Origin of the sequence: Heyndrickxia sp. FSL K6-6286 (assembly GCF_038630395.1) — a bacterium.
Classification (GTDB): Bacteria; Bacillota; Bacilli; order Bacillales; family Bacillaceae_C; genus Heyndrickxia; species Heyndrickxia oleronia.
Map to the genome: position 1 here is coordinate 2054975 of NZ_CP152029.1, position 24517 is coordinate 2079491.

26 protein-coding genes and 1 riboswitch are annotated in these 24517 nt (G+C 33.8%); of the genes, 24 read left to right on the top strand and 2 right to left on the bottom strand.

Going from position 1 to position 24517, the window contains the following annotated elements; all coding sequences use genetic code 11:
- The first annotated feature begins 93 nt into the window (after positions 1-93).
- From MHI39_RS10335 to MHI39_RS10380, 10 genes are all read left to right on the top strand, one after another.
- The gene (locus MHI39_RS10335) at positions 94-1257 is read left to right on the top strand and encodes a D-alanyl-D-alanine carboxypeptidase family protein (RefSeq protein WP_058002301.1); all 1164 of its coding nucleotides are present in this window, start codon (positions 94-96) and stop codon (positions 1255-1257) included.
- A gap of 153 nt (positions 1258-1410) precedes the next feature.
- Positions 1411-1761, top strand: a complete 351-nt coding sequence (spoIIAA, locus tag MHI39_RS10340) for an anti-sigma F factor antagonist (RefSeq protein ID WP_058002302.1) — start codon at positions 1411-1413, stop codon at positions 1759-1761.
- Positions 1762-1764: 3 nt separating this feature from the next.
- Positions 1765-2205 carry an anti-sigma F factor gene (gene spoIIAB, locus MHI39_RS10345; RefSeq protein ID WP_058002303.1) on the top strand — a complete coding sequence of 147 codons (441 nt, stop codon included), beginning with the start codon at positions 1765-1767 and terminating at the stop codon, positions 2203-2205.
- A gap of 12 nt (positions 2206-2217) precedes the next feature.
- Positions 2218-2976, top strand: coding sequence for an RNA polymerase sporulation sigma factor SigF (gene sigF / locus MHI39_RS10350; RefSeq protein ID WP_058002304.1), 759 nt, complete (start codon positions 2218-2220; stop codon positions 2974-2976).
- Between the two features lie 289 nt (positions 2977-3265).
- The gene (locus tag MHI39_RS10355) at positions 3266-3886 is read left to right on the top strand and encodes a stage V sporulation protein AA (protein WP_078110875.1); all 621 of its coding nucleotides are present in this window, start codon (positions 3266-3268) and stop codon (positions 3884-3886) included.
- Positions 3876-4298: a stage V sporulation protein AB gene (locus MHI39_RS10360; RefSeq protein WP_058002306.1), complete on the top strand. Its 423-nt coding sequence runs from the start codon at positions 3876-3878 to the stop codon at positions 4296-4298. The genes MHI39_RS10355 and MHI39_RS10360 overlap by 11 nt, the downstream gene beginning before the upstream one ends.
- Before the next feature lie 18 nt (positions 4299-4316).
- Complete coding sequence (locus tag MHI39_RS10365) at positions 4317-4901, top strand: stage V sporulation protein AE (protein WP_058002307.1); 585 nt, start codon at positions 4317-4319, stop codon at positions 4899-4901.
- Entirely contained in the window at positions 4879-6357 is a 1479-nt protein-coding gene (locus tag MHI39_RS10370; protein ID WP_078110876.1) for a spore germination protein, read from the top strand. The genes MHI39_RS10365 and MHI39_RS10370 overlap by 23 nt, the downstream gene beginning before the upstream one ends.
- Before the next feature lie 137 nt (positions 6358-6494).
- On the top strand, positions 6495-7817 hold the full coding sequence (gene lysA, locus MHI39_RS10375; protein ID WP_058002309.1) for a diaminopimelate decarboxylase: 1323 nt from the start codon (positions 6495-6497) through the stop codon (positions 7815-7817).
- Positions 7818-8248: 431 nt separating this feature from the next.
- Positions 8249-8614, top strand: a complete 366-nt coding sequence (locus MHI39_RS10380; protein WP_058002310.1) for a GNAT family N-acetyltransferase — start codon at positions 8249-8251, stop codon at positions 8612-8614.
- A 13-nt stretch (positions 8615-8627) separates the two neighbouring features.
- On the opposite strand, the gene MHI39_RS10385 is transcribed toward MHI39_RS10380, so the two are convergent.
- Together MHI39_RS10385 and MHI39_RS10390 are read right to left on the bottom strand one after the other, a co-directional pair.
- Positions 8628-9176, bottom strand: a complete 549-nt coding sequence (locus tag MHI39_RS10385) for a DUF309 domain-containing protein (protein ID WP_158022207.1) — start codon at positions 9174-9176, stop codon at positions 8628-8630.
- Between the two features lie 159 nt (positions 9177-9335).
- Positions 9336-9428 (bottom strand): YjcZ family sporulation protein, encoded by a 93-nt coding sequence (locus tag MHI39_RS10390; RefSeq protein WP_071976118.1) that lies wholly within the window; start codon positions 9426-9428, stop codon positions 9336-9338.
- Between the two features lie 206 nt (positions 9429-9634).
- Between MHI39_RS10390 and MHI39_RS10395 the strand changes: the two genes are divergently transcribed.
- The 14 genes from MHI39_RS10395 to MHI39_RS10460 all read left to right on the top strand — a co-directional run bounded on the left by MHI39_RS10395 (position 9635) and on the right by MHI39_RS10460 (position 23923).
- On the top strand, positions 9635-10390 hold the full coding sequence (locus tag MHI39_RS10395) for a segregation/condensation protein A (RefSeq protein ID WP_173720034.1): 756 nt from the start codon (positions 9635-9637) through the stop codon (positions 10388-10390).
- On the top strand, positions 10377-10967 hold the full coding sequence (gene scpB / locus MHI39_RS10400; protein WP_058002313.1) for an SMC-Scp complex subunit ScpB: 591 nt from the start codon (positions 10377-10379) through the stop codon (positions 10965-10967). Before MHI39_RS10395 ends, scpB begins: the two co-directional genes overlap by 14 nt.
- Before the next feature lie 260 nt (positions 10968-11227).
- The gene (locus MHI39_RS10405; RefSeq protein ID WP_058002314.1) at positions 11228-12346 is read left to right on the top strand and encodes a D-alanyl-D-alanine carboxypeptidase family protein; all 1119 of its coding nucleotides are present in this window, start codon (positions 11228-11230) and stop codon (positions 12344-12346) included.
- Positions 12339-12932, top strand: coding sequence for a nucleoside recognition domain-containing protein (locus MHI39_RS10410; protein ID WP_078111223.1), 594 nt, complete (start codon positions 12339-12341; stop codon positions 12930-12932). The genes MHI39_RS10405 and MHI39_RS10410 overlap by 8 nt, the downstream gene beginning before the upstream one ends.
- A gap of 1 nt (position 12933) precedes the next feature.
- Positions 12934-13464 carry a spore maturation protein gene (locus tag MHI39_RS10415; protein ID WP_058002316.1) on the top strand — a complete coding sequence of 177 codons (531 nt, stop codon included), beginning with the start codon at positions 12934-12936 and terminating at the stop codon, positions 13462-13464.
- Positions 13465-13782: 318 nt separating this feature from the next.
- Positions 13783-14517 (top strand): 23S rRNA pseudouridine(2605) synthase RluB, encoded by a 735-nt coding sequence (gene rluB / locus MHI39_RS10420; protein ID WP_058002317.1) that lies wholly within the window; start codon positions 13783-13785, stop codon positions 14515-14517.
- Between the two features lie 133 nt (positions 14518-14650).
- Positions 14651-15184, top strand: a complete 534-nt coding sequence (gene resA, locus MHI39_RS10425) for a thiol-disulfide oxidoreductase ResA (RefSeq protein WP_342541220.1) — start codon at positions 14651-14653, stop codon at positions 15182-15184.
- An 11-nt stretch (positions 15185-15195) separates the two neighbouring features.
- Positions 15196-16824: a cytochrome c biogenesis protein ResB gene (locus MHI39_RS10430; protein WP_058002319.1), complete on the top strand. Its 1629-nt coding sequence runs from the start codon at positions 15196-15198 to the stop codon at positions 16822-16824.
- Between the two features lie 12 nt (positions 16825-16836).
- A complete protein-coding gene (ccsB, locus tag MHI39_RS10435; RefSeq protein ID WP_058002320.1) occupies positions 16837-18036 on the top strand; it encodes a c-type cytochrome biogenesis protein CcsB in 1200 nt (399 codons plus the stop codon).
- 335 nt (positions 18037-18371) lie between these two features.
- On the top strand, positions 18372-19088 hold the full coding sequence (locus tag MHI39_RS10440; RefSeq protein WP_058002321.1) for a response regulator transcription factor: 717 nt from the start codon (positions 18372-18374) through the stop codon (positions 19086-19088).
- Positions 19085-20845 carry an ATP-binding protein gene (locus tag MHI39_RS10445; RefSeq protein WP_058002322.1) on the top strand — a complete coding sequence of 587 codons (1761 nt, stop codon included), beginning with the start codon at positions 19085-19087 and terminating at the stop codon, positions 20843-20845. Before MHI39_RS10440 ends, MHI39_RS10445 begins: the two co-directional genes overlap by 4 nt.
- A gap of 221 nt (positions 20846-21066) precedes the next feature.
- A complete protein-coding gene (gene sigX, locus MHI39_RS10450; protein ID WP_342541221.1) occupies positions 21067-21603 on the top strand; it encodes an RNA polymerase sigma factor SigX in 537 nt (178 codons plus the stop codon).
- The gene (locus MHI39_RS10455) at positions 21596-22810 is read left to right on the top strand and encodes a hypothetical protein (protein WP_058002324.1); all 1215 of its coding nucleotides are present in this window, start codon (positions 21596-21598) and stop codon (positions 22808-22810) included. The genes sigX and MHI39_RS10455 overlap by 8 nt, the downstream gene beginning before the upstream one ends.
- Positions 22811-23026: 216 nt before the next feature.
- Positions 23027-23923: a M23 family metallopeptidase gene (locus MHI39_RS10460; protein WP_058002325.1), complete on the top strand. Its 897-nt coding sequence runs from the start codon at positions 23027-23029 to the stop codon at positions 23921-23923.
- 288 nt (positions 23924-24211) lie between these two features.
- Positions 24212-24354, top strand: a riboswitch (FMN riboswitch).
- Positions 24355-24517 lie beyond the last annotated feature (163 nt).

The window sequence follows — 24517 nt, forward strand, 5'->3', positions numbered from 1 at the left end:
ATGAAATAGGGAATCATTGTATAAAAATACTAGAGATGGAAAAAATGGTGCTATGTATCGTGTTAAAAGAAGAACAATGATGGAGGGGTCAAGATGAAAAAAATATTTAGTTCAATAATATGCTTATTGTTATTGACTGCAACGATTTCATTACCTGCATTTGCAGCTGAAAAATCAACAGAATTAGCTGCAGACGCAAAATCAGCAATATTAATTGAGCGTGATACAGGTAGTATATTATACGATAAGAATAGTCATGAAAAGCTACCACCCGCTTCAATGACGAAAATTATGACCATGATACTAATCATGGAAGCTCTTGAACAAAATAAGCTATCAATGAACGAAAAAGTTCGGACGAGTGAATATGCAGCTTCTATGGGAGGATCACAGATTTTTCTTGAGACTGGTGAGGAAATGACTGTCGAAGAAATGCTTAGAGGTATTTCTATCGGGTCAGCTAACGATGCTTCCGTTGCGATGGCAGAAAAGATAGCTGGCAGTGAAGAAGAATTTGTTGACATGATGAATAAAAAAGTAAAAGAGCTTGGACTTAAAGATACAAAGTTTCAAAATGCAACAGGTTTACCTGAGAAGGATCATTATAGTTCAGCCTATGATATGGCAATGATGGCGAAAGAGTTATTAAGACATGAAAATATCACGAAATTTACAGGTACATATGAATCCTATTTACGTGAAAGTACCGACAAGAAGTTTTGGTTAGTTAATACAAATAAGCTTGTAAAGTTTTATCCTGGTGTTGATGGTTTGAAAACAGGATTTACAAATGAAGCAAAGTTTTGTTTAACAGCAACTGCAAAAAAGAATGGTATGCGTGTAGTCGCAGTGGTTTTTGGAGCACCTTCTACGAAAGTAAGAAATGCTCAAGTATCTAAAATGCTAGATTATGCTTTTGCAAAATATGTCACTCATCCGATATATAAAAAAGGGCAATCACTTGCAGAAGTAAAAGTAAGTAAAGGTGATACAAAGAAAATTCAAGCATTAACAAGTGAACCGATCTCTGTATTAACTAAAAAAGGAGAAAAAATAGAAAGTATAAAGAAAACAATAAAACTAAATGAAAATCTAAAAGCACCGGTTAAAAAGGGCGATAAGATTGGGACCATTACAATTAAAAAAGACGGAAAGGTATTAGCAAAATCAAATCTAATAGCTAGTAAAGATGTAAAGCAAGCTGGATGGTGGAAGCTATTTAAGCGTTCATTTGGTATGTTCAATAAAACAAATTAATAAAAATATCATTAATTGTAATTTATTGTTTGATTGAATAACGTCGAAGAGGGACTAATTATGACGATATCCTTCTAGTTTTGTCATGAAGAAGGAAAACAGGGTTTTAAAGGCGAATTGACTCACTATAAAGAAAGAAGGAGGAAATAAATAGTGAGTCTATTAATCGATTTGGAAGTCAAACAAAAGGTTCTATGCATTCGATTAAGTGGTGAATTGGATCATCATTCTGCTGAAAGCTTAAGAGAAAATGTGAATCAAGCAATTGAAAACTATCAAATACAGCATCTTGTATTAAATTTAGAACAATTAACATTTATGGATAGTTCGGGTTTAGGAGTAATCTTAGGCAGATATAAACAAATAAAACAAAAAAACGGTGAAATGGTTGTTTGCGCAATCTCTCCTGCAGTAAAGAGGCTTTTTGAAATGTCGGGTCTATTTAAAATTATTAGACTTGATGAGTCAGAAAAATTTGCTTTAGAAAGATTGGGGGTTGCGTAAATAATGAAAAATGAGATGCATATTCAATTTTCAGCACTTAGCCAAAATGAATCCTTTGCTAGGGTAACAGTTGCTGCCTTTATTGCGCAATTAGACCCAACCTTAGATGAACTTACAGAAATTAAAACTGTTGTCTCAGAAGCAGTAACAAATTCGATTATTCATGGATACGAAGGAAATCCAGATGGAATGGTTTATATTTCTGTAGCCATAGAGGACGGAGTAGTTGAAATGATTATTCGTGATGAGGGAGCAGGAATTTCTGATATTGAAGAAGCAAGACAGCCATTGTTTACCACAAAGCCAGAGATGGAACGTTCAGGCATGGGATTTACAATTATGGAAAACTTTATGGACGATATAGAAGTTGAATCACAACCTGGTTTAGGCACCATTATTCGTTTAAAAAAGCATTTGGCGATTAAAAAAGCCTTATGTAATTAAGGAGTCGTGCCTATGGATGTGGAACTAAAGAAAGAGAAAACAGGAAAGTTTTTGAAGGATCAAGAGGTCAAGGATTTAATCAAAAGGAGCCAGGCAGGAAATCAAGAGGCACGAGATGAAATTGTAGAAAAAAACATTCGGCTCGTCTGGTCTGTCGTCCAAAGATTTTTAAATCGTGGGTATGAACCAGATGATTTATTTCAAATTGGTTGTATCGGTCTTTTAAAATCTGTTGATAAATTTGATTTATCATACGATGTTAAGTTCTCAACATATGCTGTTCCCATGATTATAGGTGAAATTCAACGTTTTTTAAGGGATGATGGGACAGTAAAAGTAAGTCGATCGTTAAAGGAAATTGGTAATCGAATTCGTAAGGCGAAGGATCTATTAACGAAAGATTTAGGACGAGTCCCCACTGTGAATGAAATTGCTGATTATCTTGAGATTACGGCTGAAGATGTAATTATGGCTCAGGAAGCAAGTAGAACACCATCCTCCATTCATGAAACTGTGTACGAGAATGATGGCGACCCTATTACTTTGCTCGATCAAATTGCTGATCAAAATGACCAAAAATGGTTTGATAAAATCGCCTTAAAAGAGGCTATTCGTGGATTGGACGATCGTGAAAGATTAATTGTATATTTACGGTATTATAAAGATCAAACGCAATCAGAAGTAGCGGAAAGATTAGGTATTTCACAAGTACAAGTATCTAGATTAGAAAAAAAAATATTAGAACAAATGAAGGATCGTATGGACTTATAAGACCATACGATCCTTTTTTTGTTCAATTAAAAAGGCATTTTGTATCGTCTGTTGCTTTGTAAAGCCTACTGCCAGCTTGCTTTTACAACTAATTAGTAGTTGTTATGAAGTTACAACTTTTCCTAGGATAAGAAGGTGATTGACGCTCTTCAACCTATTTATTCGTCAAAATTACATCTAAATAGTAGCCATGTCTTTAGAAAGTCACCATTATTAAACAACGTGAATGAAATGATTTCATTTCCACATACTACTATTTACAATAAAAAAAAATCAGGGGTTGAGGGAAATGGAGAGTTTTATTTATCTTCGTTTACGGCACCGAGTAGAAGTAAAGCCGAACAGTAAAATTACTCTTGCAGATATTGCACAAATTATTGCGCCTGAAAAAGATTTAACTAAGTTGAAACAACTAACTGTATACGAAGTATCTACATCAGATAAATCCTCTGTAGTAATTGATGTTATGACACTCATCGATCTCATTACAGAAAAATGGGGTGCTGTTGATATCCAAACAATAGGACCATCGCAAACGATTATCGATATCATTTATAAAAAAAAGAAAGTACCAATCATATTTTTTATTCTTATCTGGCTATTACTTTTTTTTGGATCAGCACTTGCCATCATGAATTTTCATGAGGATGTTAGTATGAGGGCCGTTCATCAAAAAATATATAAAATGATTACGGGGAATGATCAATCAAAACCACTAATTCTTCAAATTCCTTATTCATTAGGGCTAGGTTTAGGAATGATCATTTACTTTAATCATCTCTTTAAAAAAAGATTTAATGAAGAACCAAGTCCATTAGAGGTAGAAATCTTTAATTACCAACAAGATGTCGATCATTATGTAGTAATGAATGAAAATAAAGAGAGTATTAAACGACTTGATGATCATTAAGTGGATCTCTTTAGCATTTATTGGATTAGCAGGTGGATTAATTGTTGGTTGTGGCTTGGTTGCGTTTCTATCAGTTCTTGGAATTATTCCTCGTTTGACACAAATATCGAAAACATCAAAATTCATTACTCTTTACGAATGGGCGATTGTGATTGGCTCGTTACTAGGAGGTTGGGCACAGCTTAGGGACATTCATTTTCAATTAACTTCTCTATTACTCATCCCTATTGGTCTGGCATGTGGAATTTTTGTTGGTATGCTTGCCGCTGCGTTAACTGAAGTGATTAATGTCATCCCAATTCTTGCAAAAAGAATTGGAATCGAAGGTCATTTAATCATTGCTTTAATGGCAATAGTATTTGGAAAAGTTTTCGGCTCATTATTTCATTGGATCTATTTTATTGATCATTAAAATGGAAAGGATTTTCGTATGAATAGTAAACGACAGGTGATATTAATTACAGATGGAGATGATTATGCCAGAAAAGCTTTGGAGGCAGTAGCGAAGGAAATAGGTGGCCGCTGCATTTCTCAGTCCCACGGAAATCCTTCCCATCTTTCTGGTCAGGAGATCGTCAATTTAATAAAAAAAGCGCAATGTGACCCAGTTTTAGTGATGTTTGATGATAGTGGATTTTTAGGTAAAGGACAAGGGGAGGCTTCCTTATTGACTGTTGCTAATCATCCTGACATTGATGTTCTAGGGATCATTGCTGTCGCATCAAAAACTCATCAAGCAGAATGGACAAGGGTTGATGTTTGTATCGATCGGGATGGAGAATTGACTCCCTATGGTGTAGATAAATATGGAATTCCAGAAATGGAGTTAAAAAAAATTAATGGTGATACGGTGTATTCTTTAGATCAATTAGACGTTCCAATTATTGTTGGGATTGGTGATATAGGAAAAATGGGAAAGCAAGATCACTATTCAAAGGGAGCTCCGATCACAAAAAAAGCTGTAAAGTTAGTTTTAGAAAGGAGTGGATTTTATGACAAAAGATCTAAACAATAAACTCCCCATACCTGAGGATGTAAAAAAGCTAAAGAAAATTTTTGAAGAAAGAGTCGGATTAGGTGTAAGTTTTGATCTGGGAGTACGCAGCATTAAAGTTTTAAAAAAACATATCCAACTATATTATGTTAATGGTCTCACAGATACAGAGTTTATCATTGAAATTTTAAAAGAACTGGTACTGTTAAATGATACCGAGAGACTTTCCAGTAAAGTTTATGAAGTAATTGAAAATAGAATTGTCAATCAATCAGTAGAAAAAGTAAAAACAGTTGATGAAATGGTAGATCAAGTTTTATCTGGATTAATCGCAATCGTTATAGAAGGCGAAGGCGAAGCGATTATTGTAGACGTACGTAGCTACCCAGGCCGTCAACCGATGGAGCCGGATACGGAAAAAGTCGTCAGGGGTTCTCGCGATGGATATGTAGAAAATATTATTGTTAATACTGCACTTACAAGAAGAAGAATTCGTGATGAGCGATTAAGATTTGAAATTATGCAAATTGGAGAAAGATCAAAGACAGATGTAGCAATTGGCTATATAAAAGGGGTGGCAAATCCAGATTTAATCGAAACGATAAAGAAGGAATTAAAGACTATTGATGTTGACGGGATTACAATGGCTGATAAAACAATTGAAGAGTTCTTATTAAAACAAGGCTATAACCCCTATCCGCTCGTTCGTTATACGGAAAGAGCAGATGTTGGTTCGATTCACCTACTTGAAGGGCATGTACTAATTTTTATCGATACTTCTCCTAGTGTGATGGTGACACCAGCAACGTTTTTTCACCATGCTCAGCATGCTGAAGAATATAGACAAGCACCTGCTGTAGGAACATTTATCCGCTGGATTCGTTTTCTCGGCATACTTGCATCATTATTTCTTTTACCTCTATGGTATTTATTTGCAATAGAACCGTCCTTTCTACCAGAGAATATTGATTTTATTGGACCTAATAAACATACTCATATCCCATTAATTCTTCAACTTTTTATTGCTGATATGGGGATTGAATTTCTAAGGATTGCAGCCATCCATACCCCGACTCCTTTAGCCACTGCCATGGGATTAATTGCTGCCGTGTTAATCGGTCAAATTGCAGTAGATGTGGGCTTGTTTGTACCAGAAGTTATTTTATATGTTTCTGTTGCCTCGATTGGTACCTATGCAACACCTAGTTATGAACTAAGTGTTGCCAATAAAATAGTCAGGGTTATCTTATTATTATTAGTAGCCTTTTTCAAACTACCAGGATTGATGATTGGTAGTACACTTTTCATTATTTATTTGGTTCATATACGTGCTTTGAACGCCCCTTATTTATGGCCGTTTATCCCATTTAATCCGCAAGCGATTAGCCATGTACTTATAAGAAGAACTGTTCCGGGATCAATAATTAGACCAAGCATCGTTCATCCGCGTGATCGATTTAGACAACCACCAGAATAAGATTGTCAAAATTACTTTTTTATGATAAAGTTTATCTAATTTATTATAAATACTGAATATAGTAGACAGTTTGTCGAACTTAGACAACTGTCTATTTCTCCTTATAATCGGTGATTCAAATGAAATGAGGGAAGCGGATGTATTTTCATGGTACTACGACAGTAAATGGACAGGGACATCTAGAAATTGGTGGTGTTGATACAGTCTATTTGGTGCAAAAATATGGAACACCTGTATATGTGTATGATGTGACTTTAATACGTGAACGTGCTAGAGGATTTAAACAAACTTTTGAAAAATTGGGTGTAAAATCACAAGTCGCATACGCTAGTAAAGCATTTTCGTCCATTGCGATGTTAAATTTAGTAAATGAAGAGGGTTTATCATTGGATGTCGTTTCTGGTGGTGAATTATATACTGCATTAGCAGCTAAATTTCCAGTAGAAAGAATTCATTTTCATGGAAATAATAAAAGTAAAGAAGAACTTTTACTAGCACTCGAGCATAATATTGGATGCATTGTTGTAGACAATTTTTATGAATTAGAGTTATTGGAAAGTTTATGTAATGAACAGAAAAAAAGTATTTCCATTCTTTTACGTGTTACACCTGGAATTGAAGCACATACGCATGATTATATATTGACTGGACAAGAGGATTCAAAATTCGGTTTTGATCTTCAAAATGGTCAAGCTGAAGAGGCAATAAAAATAGCAATGGGTTCTGACCATATAAAATTATTAGGAATCCATTGTCATATCGGTTCACAAATTTTTGATAGTACCGGTTTTATATTAGCTGCTAGAAAGATCATCGATAAATTGGCAGAATGGAATTCAAAATTTTTATACTTCCCTTCAGTATTAAATTTAGGTGGTGGTTTCGGTATTCGCTATACTGAAGAGGATGAACCTCTTAGTCCTGATAGTTATGTCAAAGAAATTATAATCGAAGTGCAAAACAGAACAAAATCTTATCAACTACCAATGCCAGAAATTTGGATTGAGCCTGGAAGATCATTAGTTGGAGAAGCAGGAACCACCTTATACACGATCGGTTCGAGAAAGGATGTTCCTAATGTAAGGAAATATTTAGCAGTGGACGGAGGGATGAGCGATAATATCCGACCTGCTTTATATGAAGCAAAATATGAAGCTGTCCTAGCAAATCGACCTACAGCAACTATAGAAGAAACATTTTCAATCGCTGGTAAATGTTGTGAATCAGGTGATATGTTAATTTGGGATTTACCTTTACCTAAGACGGTAAGTAATGATATTTTAGCGGTATTTTGTACTGGTGCGTACGGATATTCTATGTCCAATAATTATAATCGAATTCCAAGACCTCCAGTTGTCTTTGTCGAAAATGGTGAAGATTATTTAGTGATAAAGCGAGAAACATATGAGGATTTAATAAGACTCGATTTACCACTACCAAGTAAAATCAATCAATCATAAATCAAAAGAACCCATTCGATCGTCCTAGTCAGGGATTGAATGGGTTTATTTTATAGGTCTTTTATACTGCTGGGAGTGAAAACACTTACACCACTTTTTTCACGATTGCGAAAAACGATGAAAATAGATACAATAGACAAGGTACATAGATGTGTTTTGAAGATGAACGCCCCAAGTTCTTTTTTTTGGCCTTTTTGATCAAGCAACGATGAGATGAAATAATAGAAATAGGAGTGTCATTCATTTGAGGAAAAAAAACGCTTTGTTATTTGTTCTAATACTAATATTAGCTTTAGGGTGGGGATTATATTATTGGTTATTTATCGTATAAGGTGAAGACTAAGTATGATAAAATGTTTATTATTTGCCACCAATGTTTATAATGTTATAAAAGCATTCACATTATGTATTAAAGATAACGAGGGATATTCATGTTAATTCGATATAAAAAAGCATTTGAGAAAATTGCTATGGGTCTTTTATCGTTTATGCCAAACGAGAAGGATATTAAAAAGCTTCAGCAGACAATAAAGCAATATGAACAGGAAGATGATTGGCAGCTTTTTTTATGGAAGATAGATGATGATATAGTTGGACTAATTGGTGTTACTATTCATAATGAAACGGTAGAAATTCAGCACATCTCAGTCAATCCATCCCATCGTCTTCAAGGAATTGGAAAAAATATGCTTAAATCATTAAAGCAAATATATGAAGGTAAGAAAATTATTTCAAATGAATACACAGCAGCATTTTGTGAAATCTGTGAGAAAGAGGATGGGGACTTCGATGAATGATCGAAGCCCTTTTCTAATTGTTGATGAATTTACCTTCGTCTCTCTCCATTTTTTTTATGACAGAAGAAAGAAATCTTTCGTTTTCCACAGTGGAGCGGTCACGTAGGATATGACGATGAATAATAGGATCATTAGACAAATCCTCTTTTCCTGCCCATGTAACACCAAGTTTTTTACATTCTTCCTTACATATATCTAATAATTGTTGATCATCTATTTTAATTTGAATCGGTTCATAATCTTGATTTGTTTTCATCTTGTCTAATACTATATTGATTTTGGAAATTAAATCATCAACATCAATTTTCAATAATAGTAATTGGTCTTTTTTGTGAATGAAACGTTGAAGGGCTTTCTCCATCATTCGGATACCACCAATTAGGTTTTTTCTTCGATAATGATATAAGGAGACTGCTAATTGAATAAAAGCAATCCAAATGGAGTCACGGTTTCTTGCATCCTGTTGTTTCCAGTGATCTTCAAGAATTTCATGGCATTCAAAATAATCTCTATCGCCATGGAAATGGACTAAATATTGTATAAAGGCTTTAGTTACTATCATGAATGAACTCCTCTCTGTCTTATATAAGTGTAACATAAATAGCAAGATTTTAATTTTAATAGTAGGAGAATGATAGTGTTTTTCATTCCATAAAAGCCAAAAAAAACAAGTTCAGCACCAATACTGAACTTGTTTTTTAATCATGTATAATTGAGTAAATTACCAAATGTATGCACTGCCAACAATAATTAATAAAATAAATAGTACTACGATTAATGCGAAACCGCCACCATATCCAAAGCCGTCTGACATAATGTAAAACCTCCTAAGAAAATAGTTTAGTCGATTTATACTATGTAAGTTTTGTTAGAGTTGTATAGGCCTCAGCCTATTTTTTATTGTTAATCATTGCGGTATAAGGTAAATTTATATTGGACTACTTTAAATAATCCTCTATACTTAAATAACAATGGTGTTATGTAACTTAAAATAGCTTTGATTTGGAATTGGTGATATTTGTGGAATATAATGTAAAAATTGATGCGTTTGAAGGTCCTTTAGATCTTTTACTGCATTTAATTAATCGACTAGAAATTGATATATATGATATACCAATGGCAGCAATTACAGAGCAGTATTTAATTTACATTCATACAATGAAGGAATTAGAATTAGATATTGCCAGTGAATATTTAGTAATGGCAGCGACATTATTAGCAATAAAGAGTAAAATGCTTCTTCCAAAGCATGAAGAAGAGCTAGAAGAGGATTTTGAATATGAGGAAGATCCACGTGATGATTTAGTTGAAAAACTGATTGAATATAGAAAGTATAAGGAAGCAGCTCAAGAATTAAAGCATCTAGAGGAGGAACGTGGGCAGATATTTACAAAACCTCCAAGTGATTTATCCGAGTATATGAAAGACATACAGATCGATCAACAACAAAGTGATGTAACGATTTATGACATGATTGGTGCTCTAAATAAATTATTAAGAAGAAAAAAATTACAAAAGCCACTTTCAACGAAAATAAGTAGACAAGAAATTTCGATTGAAAATAGAATGGAGGAAATATTAAATGATTTAACCTCCATATCAGGAAGAAGAAGCTTTTTTACATTATTTGAGATACCAGATAAACATCATATCGTGATTACATTTCTTGCTGTATTAGAACTAATGAAGCGAAATGAAATATTGGTTGAACAGGAAGGGAATTTTGAGGAAATATTTGTAGCAAGGAAAGGAGTAAGTTTGGTTGGAAATTACTAATTTGAAGGGAATTCTTGAAAGTCTTTTGTTTGCTGCAGGAGATGAAGGATTATCCATCAAACAAATTATGTCTGTCATGGAGCTTGAAGAGTATCAAGCAGTTGAATTAGTTGAATCACTGAAGCAGGAGTATGATTCGAACGCAGAAAGAGGGATTGCTATCGTTGTACTTGCTGGTACATATCAGCTTGTTACTAAAAAGGAAAACTCTGTTTTTTTAAAAAGACTCGTTGAATCTCCTGGAATGAATACATTATCACAGGCTGCCTTAGAAACATTAGCGATTATTTCTTATAAGCAGCCCATTACAAGGATAGAAATTGAAGATATCCGTGGTGTAAAAACAGAACGTCCACTGCAAACCTTAACTGCAAAGGGTTTAATTAAAGAGGTTGGAAGAGCAAATGGAGCAGGTAGAGCCATCCTATATGGGACAACTAAGGAATTTTTAGATTACTTCGGATTAAAGGACATTAATGAATTACCGCCATTAGCAGAGGCGTCAATAGATGACTTTGAGCAGGAAGATGCTGATTTATTTTTTGAGAAATTCCAAGAGACAATCGAAAATAATTAGTAGTAGTAAAAAAGATTATTTGCATGTGCAAATAGTCTTTTTTTTGAGGAGATCGGTGTGAGCTTACTTAAATTTCTAAAAACATGATTCATATCCCAGTAATGTTAATTTAGAACGAGATGAAAAAAGTCTCTTTAGTGAATGAAGAATGTCTTGATGCTTGTGCTTTTCTTGTCATATACAAACTTGTCCTGCATAAACTTGTACAAAAGATAGTTCTATAGTTTAAGCGTATGAGCATTGAGAAAAGGGGCAATTATATGAAACGTTTTATATCATTAATGATGATTGTATTTCTACTTATTCTAATAGTATTGCCAGACAAAACTTTTGCGGCGACACCTTCGGTTAGTGCAGCTAGTGCGATACTTATGGATCAAGACAGTGGGCGAATCCTTTATGAAAAAAATGCAAAGGATGTTCGAAAGATTGCATCGATCACTAAAATCATGACAGCTATTTTAGCAATAGAATCTGGAAAATTAAAAGAGGATGTGAAAATTAGTGATACTGCCGTTCGGACAGAAGGTTCATCTATATATTTAAAACCTGGAGATATAGTTAAGCTTGAAGATTTAGTTTATGGTTTAATGCTTAGATCGGGCAATGATGCAGCTAATGCGATTGCAGAACATGTTGGAGGAAGTATTGATGGGTTTGTTTTCTTAATGAACCAAAAAGCAGAAGAAATTGGTATGCAAAATACACATTTTGCCAATCCTAACGGCTTAGATAATAAGGACAATCATTTTTCAACAGCATATGATATGGCGCTATTAACTAAATATGCAATGCAAAATAAAACCTATAGAAAAATTTCCGGAACAAAATCTTATAAAGGCTGGGCAAATAAAAATAGATTATTAACTGAAAAGTATAAATATTGTACTGGAGGAAAAACAGGATTTACAAAAAAAGCTAAACGTACATTAGTGACAACAGCTACAAAAGAGCATCAAAATTTAATAGCTGTTACATTAAATGGACCAAATGACTGGGATGATCACATCAATATGTTTGAGTATGGATTTAAGAACTTTGATACGACCGTTGTTTTAGATAAAGGGAAAATCAATAATATTAATCAAAAATACTTAAAAAATCATATTTATATCAAAAATAAAGTTGTATATTCTCTAACAAATGAAGAGAAAGATAAAGTTACCATTGAATATCAACTATTAAAATCAAAAAAAGAGTGGAAGGATCAAAAAAACATTCCTGAAATAGTCGGTAAAGCAGTCATATATTTAGATGAACAGAAATTAAAAACGGTACCTGTTTATTTTAAATACGCAGAAATGAACGAGAAAAAAGGGTGGTTTAATTTTTTTGTGAAAACATTTTTAATCCATATTGGTGTGAAAAACGATGGTTAATTATATATGGATTGGGATGACATTGATTGGGTTAGTTTTTGCTGCAATAAATGGAAGAATGAAAGAAGTGAATGAGGCTATTTTTCAATCTGCTACTGAAGCAGTTACCTTATGTATTGGCTTAATAAGTATATTAGTATTTTGGTTAGGGATTATGCGAATCGCACAAGAGTCAGGGCTCCTAGATAAGTTTGCACGTGTATTTAGGCCACTAATTAAGAGGTTATTTCCCGAAGTTCCTGAAAATCATCCAGCAATGGGCTATATATTATCAAATATTATCGCTAATATGTTCGGATTAGGAAATGCTGCTACACCGCTTGGGATAAAGGCAATGGAGCAGCTAAAGGAATTGAACGGGGGAAAAACGAGTGCCAGTAGGTCAATGATCACTTTTCTGGCTTTAAATACATCTGGATTGACAATCATTCCTACAACAGTAATAGCCATTCGAATGAACTACCATTCCGCTTCACCTACAGAAATTGTGGGACCGACACTTATGGCTACAACCATTGCAACAATAGCAGCAATTTTAATCGACCGTTATTTTTATCATAAAAGAGCGCGTAATGGGGTGAAATAAATTGCAAATTATTTCCTTAATCTCTATTTGGATCATACCTATTCTTATTGGTTATATATTATTATATAGTGTGTGGAAAAAAGTACCTGCCTACGAAAATTTTGTTGATGGAGGTAAGGAAGGTATAAAGATTGCAGTTTCGATTATTCCATTTTTAGTAGGAATGTTAGTAGCAATCACTGTCTTTCGAACGTCTGGTGCATTAGATTTTTTTGTACAGTTAATAAAGCCAGTCCTTGAATGGTTAGGAATTCCTACAGAAATCGTTCCATTAGCACTGATTCGTCCTATATCTGGAAATGCTGCTCTAGGAATGATGAGTGATATTCTTAAAGTACATGGCCCGGATACTTTCATTGGTAAATTAGCCTCGACCATTCAAGGAAGTACAGATACGACCCTATATGTTTTAACCGTCTATTTTGGAGCAGTAGGTATTAAAAAAATGGGGGATGCATTGAAAGTTGGCTTATTGGCAGATTTGGTTGGTATAGGTGCAGCTATCATTATTATTACATGGATGTTTGGATAATTCTCCAACATCCATGTTTTTTTGTAGGCTCTTTTATAAAATTTTATAGCTAGTAAGGTAAAGTATAAACTTAAAAAAATGTTGCCCCTTTAATTCACTGGAATAGAACTGCAAACTGCATAAGATCGGCAGAAACCTATATTATGGGTAACAAATTATACAAAAACGGTTTTAAAAAAAAACGATTGGAATGATAAATAGTGGTAAGTTTTAGAACAAAAATCGCATTAAACCGGTTTAGTTTCTTTGCTTTTTGTCATTGATATGTAATAATTCATAAAGTATAACTTTCAAAATTTAAATGAGGTGGATAAATAGATGGAACGTCTTCAAAAGGTTATAGCACATGCGGGAATAGCCTCGCGTCGAAAGGCTGAGGAGTTAATTCTAGAAGGTAAGGTAAAAGTAAATGGTAAAATTGTAACTGAACTAGGGAGCAAAGTATCTTCTAATGATAAAGTAGAAGTGAATGAAATACCGCTAGAAAGGGAAACAAAAGTATATTTGTTAATGTACAAACCAAGAGGAGTCATATCTGCTGTTACTGATGATAAGAACAGAAAAGTGGTAACAGATTTTCTTCCGGAAATAAAGGAAAGAGTATATCCTGTTGGCCGTTTAGATTATGATACTTCAGGCCTGTTAATCCTAACAAATGATGGTGATTTTGCTAATTTACTTATGCATCCACGTTATGAAATTCATAAAACATATGTTGCAAAAGTAAAAGGGATTCCATCAAAACAAATGTTGAGACAATTAGAAAAAGGAATTAAATTAGAAGATGGATTGACTGCACCAGCAAAAGCAAAGTTATTATCAGCAGATAAGAAAACACAAAAATCAATCATTGAACTAACCATCCATGAAGGGAAAAATAGACAAGTTCGACGTATGTTTGAAGCTATAGGACATCCCGTTCAAAAGTTAAAACGAGAAAGATACGCATTTTTAAATTTACACGGGTTAAATGCGGGTGAAGTAAGAGAACTTTCTCCTCATGAGGTTAAACAATTACGCGCACTTGCAGAAACAGGATCAGGGAACCAATAAATGGTTGTTCCATCCATGTTTATCAACTGTTTAAAGTTTCACATAACCTTCAAATTATGGTAATCAGGATGATTTGGGGGAATGATATAATGTTGATTATAATGTGGCAGAAATTTCGATTGGAGGTTACGAAATGTCACAAAAGAAAAAGCAAAGGCTCGTTATACGAACGATCATACTAGTCGTTCTAATAGCTGCGGTATCCTATGCTTTATACAATAATTTAACAAAGGATAGTCGCAAGGCTTTGAAAGTTGGCGATAAGGCCCCTGATTTTGTTTTGCAAGATATGAATGGCCAGAAACATCGATTATCCGATTACAAAGGCAAGGGGGTATTCTTAAACTTTTGGGGAACTTGGTGTGGGCCCTGTAAAGAAGAGATGCCATACATGGTAGATTTGTATAAAGAGTATAAACAGCAAGGAGTTGAAATTCTAGCCGCAAATGTTGGAGAATCCAATTTCTTAATTAATAAGTTTATAAAAAGCTATGATTTAAATTTCCCTGTACTAGTAGATAAGAGTAAGGATGTACAGAATGCATATGGCATAGATCCAATACCCACATCATTTTTTATTGATTCAAGTGGAACAATAAAGAAAATAGTAGAAACAACGATGTCCAAAGAGAATATCCAAAACTTAATGGAGAGTATTAAACCTTAAGGAGTTTTATCATGAAAGAAATAAAATGTGTATGTGGTCACGTTAATCCTATTGGTACGATTCTTTGTGAATCCTGTGGTAGAGCATTAACAGATGAAGCTAAGCAGGAAAAACTTCATGACATGCGCTATGAAGGTAGTGCTCGCAGATCGCAAACGTATAATAAAACAATTGTAGATAAGATATGGAATTTTTTCTCATCAGTTAAGGTTGGAGTATGGTTAATCGTTATAACATTAATTGCAAGTGCTCTCGGAACGATCCTTCCGCAAGAAGAATACATAAATTCACTAACCCCTGAACAATATTATAAGGATGAATATGGTTGGTTTGGAGAATTATGGTTCAAATTAGGCTTCCAAGATCTTTATAGTTCATGGTGGTATTTGTTATTAGTTGCAAGTATTGGCGTTTCACTTGTTATTTGTAGTTTGGATCGCTTTATTCCACTACATCGAGCATTGAAAACTCAAAAAATTGGTCGACATGAGGGATTTTTAAAACGTCAGCGATTATATATCAGATCAGAAGTAGAACTTACAGATAATCATTTTGATTTAATTAAACAAAATCTTAAAGCAAAAAGATACAAGATCCGGGAAGAAGATGGAAGTATTCTAGCAGAAAAAGGACGTTTTTCTAGATGGGGTCCTTACGTCAATCATATTGGTCTTATTATTTTTCTTATAGGTGCATTGTTACGCTCCGTCCCCGGCATGTATGTGGATGAAACATTAAAGCTACGTGAAGGAGAAAAGAAGGTAATCCCTGGTACACATTCGCAATATGTTCTAGAAAACAAAAAATTTATTTTAGAAACATATGATAAAAACAAAGATAAAGAAAAGTTTAATCAAGCATTAGATCGTGTAGGTACAGTGGCGAAAAATTTCCAAACGAACGTAACTCTCTATAAACGTGAAGATGGTGGTATAGCAGGGGAATCGGATAAGTTAAAAAAGGTAAAGGATTACTCAATACGTGTAAATGATCCTTTGAAAATGGAGCATTACCGACTATATCAAATGAGTTACACCCTTGATGAACTAAAAGCAATGTCGTTTAAATTACAAAATAAAAAGAATGGACAATCATTGGGTGAATTTAAAATTGATTTATATAACCCGAAAGATGTTTATGATTTGAAAAATGGGTATAAAGTAGAACTAATGGGTTATTATCCTGATTTTAGTGGGATTTCTAAAGAAGGAGAACCACAAACGAAAACTTCTGTACCTAATAATCCTGCATTCTTATTTAATATGATTTCACCTGAACATCCAAAAGGTGAAGTTAGTTTAATTGGAATAAAATTAAATCAAGAACCATTAGGTGAAAATGATTATAAAATTGCATTTTCATCAATCGATACTCGTAATGCAACAATTCTAACCGTTCGAAAAGATTTAACCCTTTGGATATTAGCTCTCGGTGGACTTATTTTTATGATAGGTGTCGTTCAAGGCATGTACTGGAATCATCGTAGAATATGGATTAGGCGTGTGAATGGTGAAGTTCTAGTTGCTGCACACACCAACAAAAATTGGTATGGCATAAAGAACGAAATTAAGTATATTTTACAAGGTACAAATGTTCCTGAACCAGTAGATCAGCAGGATAAGAAAAAAGACAAACATTAAGGAGGGGCGAATTTGTCTGAATTAGTTAAGATTAGTAGTAATTTATTATATGCAGCTTTTATTCTATATTTATTAGGCACTTTTTTCTTCGGAGGAGCAATTAGGCAAAAAAAGATTCATGGGAATGAAGAAAAGCCGAATCGTTGGGGGACGATTGCAGTAATTGTCTCTATAATTGGCTTTATTGCTCAATTAGGTTACTTTATCCTTCGATGGATTGCATCTGGTCATGCACCAGTTAGTAATATGTTTGAATTTGTAACGTTCTTTGGTATGATGCTAGTAGCAGCATTTATTGTGATCAACTTTATTTATAAAACTCCAGTCCTTGGGTTGTTTGCATTACCAATTGCATTACTTGTTATAGCATTTGCAAGCATGTTCCCAGGAGAACTGAATCCATTAGTGCCATCATTAAAAAGCCATTGGTTATACATACATGTTACAACCGTTGCAGCAGGAGAGGCGATATTGGCCATTAGTTTTGCTGCAGGATTAATCTATTTAGTTAAATGCATTGATCAATCTAAAAAGTCTGCTCGAACATTTCTTTTAGAACTAGTAATGTTTTCGCTAATTGCAGTTTTAGGTTTTGTCATTTGTTCGGTTATTTTTAAAGCAGGTCATTATGAAGCCACATTTAATTGGGTGGATAAAAAAGGTGTTGAACAGACTGGATTGAAATATGAGCTACCAGCATTGATTGGACCTCATGAAGGTGAATTGCAAACACCGGATCGATTCAAACCACTATTTAATGTGCCTGGTATTGTAAATGCAGTGAAATTGAATACAGTTATTTGGTCACTTATTTCTGGTATTATTATTTACTTACTCGTAAGAGTCATTGCAAGAAAACGAATTGGCGCACTATTAAAGCCACTGACTAAAAATTTGAAATTAGATTTTGTTGATGAAATTAGCTACCGTTCAGTAATTATTGGTTTTCCTGTATTTACTTTAGGTGGTTTGATCTTTGCCATGATTTGGGCCCAGATTGCCTGGAGTCGTCCGTGGGGCTGGGATCCAAAAGAGGTATGGGCTCTTGTTACTTGGTTATTCTATGCAGCATTTTTACATTTACGTTTATCAAAAGGCTGGCATGGTGAAAAATCTGCATGGCTAGCAGTTGTTGGTTTTGCTATTATTATGTTTAATCTAGTAGCTGTTAACCTTGTAATAGCAGGTCTTCATTCATATGCATCCAATTAATTATTAGGACATATAAAAATTTTCGTAAAGTTTGTTGCTTTTTTATAAGCCCTTATATTGGATATTACAATAATTAATGGGCTCAACGTTTTTATGAAGTTTGTACCTCTTTTCTCAAAGGAAGGAAGACTTATTGGTCTTCCACCTATTTTTACTAATTTAAACAATACTTAAATGCAACAATGTTTGAGAAAAGAGTCAAAACAAAAAAGCCTTCACTTTTGTGGAGGCTTTTTTAAGAAAGTAATGACAATACAAGATTCATTTTCTTTTTTCATATATAATTTATTATGAGTAAAGAATTTGAATGATAGTCTATGATAGGGGGATTAAAAATGGATTTTGAAGCAAGAATTTTAGTCGTAGATGATGAAGATAGAATTCGTAGATTATTGAGAATGTATCTTGAGAGAGAAAACTATTATATCGAAGAAGCAGGAGATGGTGAGTCAGCATTAGAAATGGCTTTAACTAATGATTATGATTGTATTCTGCTAGATTTGATGATGCCAGGTAAAAATGGGATAGATGTTTGTAAAGAACTACGTGAAAAAAAAGCTACTCCTGTCATAATGCTTACAGCAAAAGGGGAAGAAGCAAACCGTGTAGAAGGATTTGAAGTTGGTACAGATGATTATATTGTAAAACCATTCAGTCCTAGAGAAGTGGTTTTACGTGTAAAAGCTTTACTAAGAAGATCATCTTCTACAAGCTTTTTAAATACAGATACAAAAACGAAGGATATGATCGTTTTTCCTCATCTTACTATTGATAATGATGCACACCGAGTTAGTGCCGATGGTAAAGAAGTAAACTTAACTCCAAAGGAATATGAATTATTATATTTCCTCGCTAAATCACCAGATAAGGTATTTGATCGAGAGCACTTATTAAAAGAAGTTTGGCATTATGAATTTTTCGGTGATCTACGTACAGTCGATACACATGTAAAAAGACTTCGTGAAAAACTAAATCGTGTGTCAGAACAAGCGGCTAAGATGATTGTCACGGTTTGGGGTGTCGGATATAAATTTGAGGTTACCACGGAATGAGATTATGGCGAAGTGTTGTCGGAAAACTCTGGCTAACGATTTTATTTTTAGTATGTTTCGTTCTTTTTATACTAACGATTCTATTGCTTGAGTTTTTCGAGAACTACCATGTAGGGCAGATTGAAAAAGATTTATCTAATACAGCTCATAAAGTAGCTAATATTGTGGAGACACATTCTGGTGATGATCTTGGAAAAGAGTTGGCTCTGGAATTCGTCGATCGATCAATGAAAGTAATGATTGCATACAGCAAGGATAATGTTTATTATTCTCCAAATATTCATGCGAAGGATAAAATACCTCCGAGTACAATTTTAAACGATCCGGAATTTTCAGCAGTATTTAATAATGGGAAGAGTAAAAGAAAAGAATTTGCTGCCCCGAGTAACAACACGAATAATAGATATGAAAATGTGATCGTTGCTGCTGTTCCATTACATGTAACTGACAATAGCAATGGGGCTATTTTTATTTATCGGTCGTTAGATATTTTGCAAGAAACGACAAAACAAACAACAAGGCTCATATTATTAGCAGCTGGAATTGCTATTATATTAACTACTGGTTTTGCGTTCTTTTTATCAACTAGAATAGCAGCTCCATTAAGAAAAATGCGTGAAGCAGTTTTTGAAATTACTAAAGGTAAATTTGATAAAAAGGTGCCGATATTAACCCATGATGAAATTGGGGAGTTAGCTACTGCTTTCAATCAAATGGGAAAACAACTAAAGTTTAATATAAATGCTTTAAATCAAGAAAAGGAACAGCTTAGAAGTATTTTAAGTAGTATGGCAGATGGAGTCTTAACATTGAATCGTGATGGAACGATATTAATAACAAATCCACCTGCTGAAAAATTTCTTCAACAATGGTTTTATGAACAAGGTGAAGATGAAACATTTTTAGCTCCAGAGGAATTGCTATTACAAAAGGTTCTTGAAACTGAAATGGAGCAAACAGGTGAAATTACGATTCAAGGTAGGACCTATGTTATCATAGTTAGCCCCCTCTATAATCAAGAGAGTGTAAGAGGGGCAGTAGTAGTCATTCGTGATATGACAGAAGAAAGGCGATTAGATAAGCTTCGAGACGATTTTATAGCCAATGTATCACATGAGTTAAGAACGCCTGTAGCAATGCTGCAAGGATATAGTGAGGCGATCATTGACGATATCGCTGCATCTGATGAAGAGAAAAAGGAATTTGCAAAAATTATTTACGATGAAACATTAAGAATAGGTAGACTTGTTAATGAACTATTAGATTTAGCTAGAATGGAAGCAGGTCATATTTCCTTAGTAAAAGATGACATACCGATTCACACATTTATTGAAAGAGTAACGAATAAATTTAATGGTTTAGCAAAGGAAAACCATGTCCATTTAAGCTGTGAAATACAATCTACTAGAGAAACGTTTTTCATTGATTCAGACCGCATTGAACAAGTTTTAACAAATTTAATCGATAATGCAATCAGACATACACCAGAGAATGGGAATGTCAAAGTAAAGTTTGAGGAAACCAATAAAGGGTTCCAGATTAATGTCGAAGATAATGGTTCTGGGATACCTGAAGAAGATATTCCATTTGTTTTTGAACGATTCTATAAGGCGGATAAGGCGAGAACACGTGGTAAATCTGGTACAGGGTTAGGATTAGCAATTGCTAAAAATATTGTAGAAGCCCATGATGGAAATATAACTGTTAAAAGCAAGGTTGGACAAGGGACGACATTTTCCTTCTTTTTACCTAAGTAAATGAATAATGATTGATGAATGCTGCCGAGAAATCTTGTTTCATGAGAAACAAGCACTGAAAATATCATAATAAAAATATTATGACAAAAAAGCGCTATAAAATGTAGCGCTTTTTTTTTCGGATTTTGGTAGTATAAACTCATAAAGGGAATAGTTTTCGAAATTAATTGAAACTTATCCTTATTGATAACGACTAAATATATAACGGAGGAGGGAGATGAATGGACTCCGTTTTCAATGATTTACATCAAAGATATCATCGCGATCTTTTTCAATTCTTATTTTATATGGTAAAAAGTCGTGAACTAGCTGAGGACTTAGTTCAAGAGGTATATATTAGAGTATTAAAAGCGTATCAAAATTTTGAAGGAAAAAGCTCAGAAAAAACGTGGTTATTTTCCATTGCTCGAAATGTAGCAATTGATTATTTTCGTAAGCAAAAAAGTTGGAAAAAAAAATTATTCGATACGTTTGACTGGAATCGCAGCCAATTAAAAGATTCGTCTGCCTTACCTGAAGAAATAATTATTCAAAGTGATGATATGAGAAAATTATATGAGTGTTTGGATCATTGTACTCAAGATCAAAAAATGGTGATTATTATGCGCTATTTTAATGAATTAACGATTGCAGAAACGGCAGAAATACTTGGATGGTCTGAAAGTAAAGTGAAAATTACACAACATCGTACACTGAAAATCTTGCGAGAAATGATGGTAGAAAAGGGTCAGGAAGGGGGAGTACAACGGTATGGCTGAGTTTGAAAATGAAGAAGAATATATAAAAAATCTTTTGATGAATATGCCAAAAATGAGTGATCAACGGAGTCCTGAGGAAATTTACAGAAATATAAAATATAAAGTAGAAAAAAAACAAAGTAAAAAGAAAATGCTAATGATTCCGTCCGTCATCATTGCCACTTTTGCTATCATTGTTGTGTTAATATCATCTTCCTTCAAGCAATCTAATCCTAATGAAATAGCGAAATCTACAATCGATACTAAAAAAGAATCAATAGAAAATAAAGTAATCATAGACCAAGATCAGCAAAATATTGAACATAATTCGCAGTTTTCTTACTCAGAGAAAAGAGATGCCAGTCCAGATGAAGGAATAGTTAGTGAGTTTTCTACACGTACGATTAATGAGAAAAGCACGCTAGCGATATATGAACAAGATTTGCAACAAAATGATATGTTTACCTATGGAGTTTTTACGAAAGACGCTATCCTAGTACCAATAAGTGTGGAGGTTTCCAAATCGGATATTGATTGGTTTACTAATTATTTGCAAACTGCTGAAGCCTTACCACTAGAACAATGGGGGTTTGCTAGTTTACCCAATATTCCTGGGAAAGTACAATATATTCAAAATGAGAAGAAACTCCACATTACCGTTCCTAAGGAACAGGTGAAGAAAGTTCCAGAATATGTAGAACAAAATTTAACTCGTATTTTACAATACAGTTTTTCGTTTCTAAATCATATTAAAGAAGTTGATTATTCTGATGAAAATGGGGATCCAATCCAATTAAATAATATCGGATTATTAAAACCTTATAAGGTATCGCCGTTAGTGAATGTTGGGTATTTCTCCTATCAAACAAATGGTATGAAACTTTTAGTACCTTCAGATTTGGAATACAATTCTTTTAATTCCGCTATAGAAAATATGAAAAAAGCACCAAATGATTTTTACCAACCAATCATTCCAAATCAGATTTATCTGAAAGCGACAGAAAATCATGATAAAAGTCTTAATATCGAATTCAATAAGTTACTTGATTTTTCACAAGGTAATGAGGATTACCAATTAATGCTAGATGGGATTTTGTTAACAGCGAAAAGCTTTGGATATAAAGAGGTATTCTTTAAAAATGTTTCCCCAATGAAATGGGAGAAATTCGATTTTTCTAAACCAATTAAGGTACCAATTTCCCCCAATAAATATACTATAAAAAGATAATAATTAAGAGGCATTCTCAAATATAGAATGCCTCTTTTTTTTTGTGCGTAACAATAGTTTTTTTTAAAAGTATCAGTTTTTTGTTTTGAATAAAAGCTTTGATTTAGCATAAAATAAGATTCGCTCTAGCAAACTTGATTTTGACAATATGTTCTAAAAATATACAAGCAGTCATATAAGTTTAAGCAAGAGTTTGTTTATCCGAGGAGGAAAATTATGCTTGATTATTTAAAAAGAATGTTAATTGTAGCGATCATGGCTTTATGTGTAAGCATGCTTATTTTAGGCGGAAGAGTGCAAGCTGCCGAAATAAATATATATGAAAATACGGACGATTGGTACTTTCCTGCAGAAGGGGAAATTTCGGATGTATTTGATTCTAGAAGTGGCATCCATAAAGGTTTGGATATTGCTGGGGAATATCAATCAGCTGTTTATGCTGTAGAAGGAGGAAAAGTCATTCGGTCATACTATTCTCCATCATATGGGAATGTTATTTTTATCCATCATGACAATGGTTTTGAGACCGTTTATGCTCATTTGCAAAATCGGATGGTAGCTGAAGGACAAATTGTTGGAAAAGGTGATGAAATCGGAAAAATGGGTAATACAGGTAATTCCACTGGAGTTCACCTTCATTTTGAAATTCATAAAGGCGAATGGACCATTGACAAAGTAAATGCAATCGATCCATTTACTGTATTTGGTGAAGGAGAGATAGGACAATTTGTATTTGCGCTGAATCATGATCCTTACCGTGTCATTGATGTGGCAGGTAATTTACAGGAAGTACAAAAAGAAAAACAAAAGGAAGAACAATTAACACTAAATCTGACTGCAAAACCGATCGCTGATCGAAAGGTCATTATTACACATTTTTTAGCAGAAATTATTGGTAATCAATCGATAGAAAAAGGTCAACCAATTTATGTAGATAACTTCTTATCATCTAACAATGATAAAGAGGAAATGTATATCGTTCAATCAGGGGATACATTAAGTAAAATATCTAGGAAATTTGATGTAACAATTGATCAATTACTGTCATGGAATAATATTTCTAACAAGGATTTAATTCATACTAAGCAAAAAATCGTCATTAAGCATACATAATAATCGAAAAGCAATCCATCTTAATGATAAAAAGGCTGTTTTCGTATAGTTTATTGCTTTTGTAAAGGCACATTTATCGGATTTTACTCGCAATAAAGAATTCTAGAGTTTCCTATAGTGATGCTGATTTTTCAACGTTAGCGATCATCAGTTGATATTTTCTTGTTATAACTTTACTTAAATAGCAACGATGTTTAAGAAATGGATCCTTTAAAAAAACTTTTTAGAATCATTTTACTTCCCTATTGTATCGTGATGGGATATAATTTAAAATGTAAAAAAAATACGATTCATCTTCGGGGCAGGGTGAAAATCCCGACCGGCGGTAATAAAGCTCATACATGCTTTTAGCCCGCGAGCCTTAGAATAATAAGGCAGGATTTGGTGTGATTCCAAAGCCGACAGTACAGTCTGGATGGGAGAAGATGGAGGTGCCTAGAGCAGTCTATAAAGGGTAACCCTTCGATAGACAGTCTCTTAGCGTTCAAAAAATGCAGGTTTTGAACGCTTATTGAGCATGCCTTTTTCTCCCTCAAGGTTCTTTCCTTGAGGGTTTATTTATGCTCAAAAATAGGCAACTTTCTTCTGACAAGA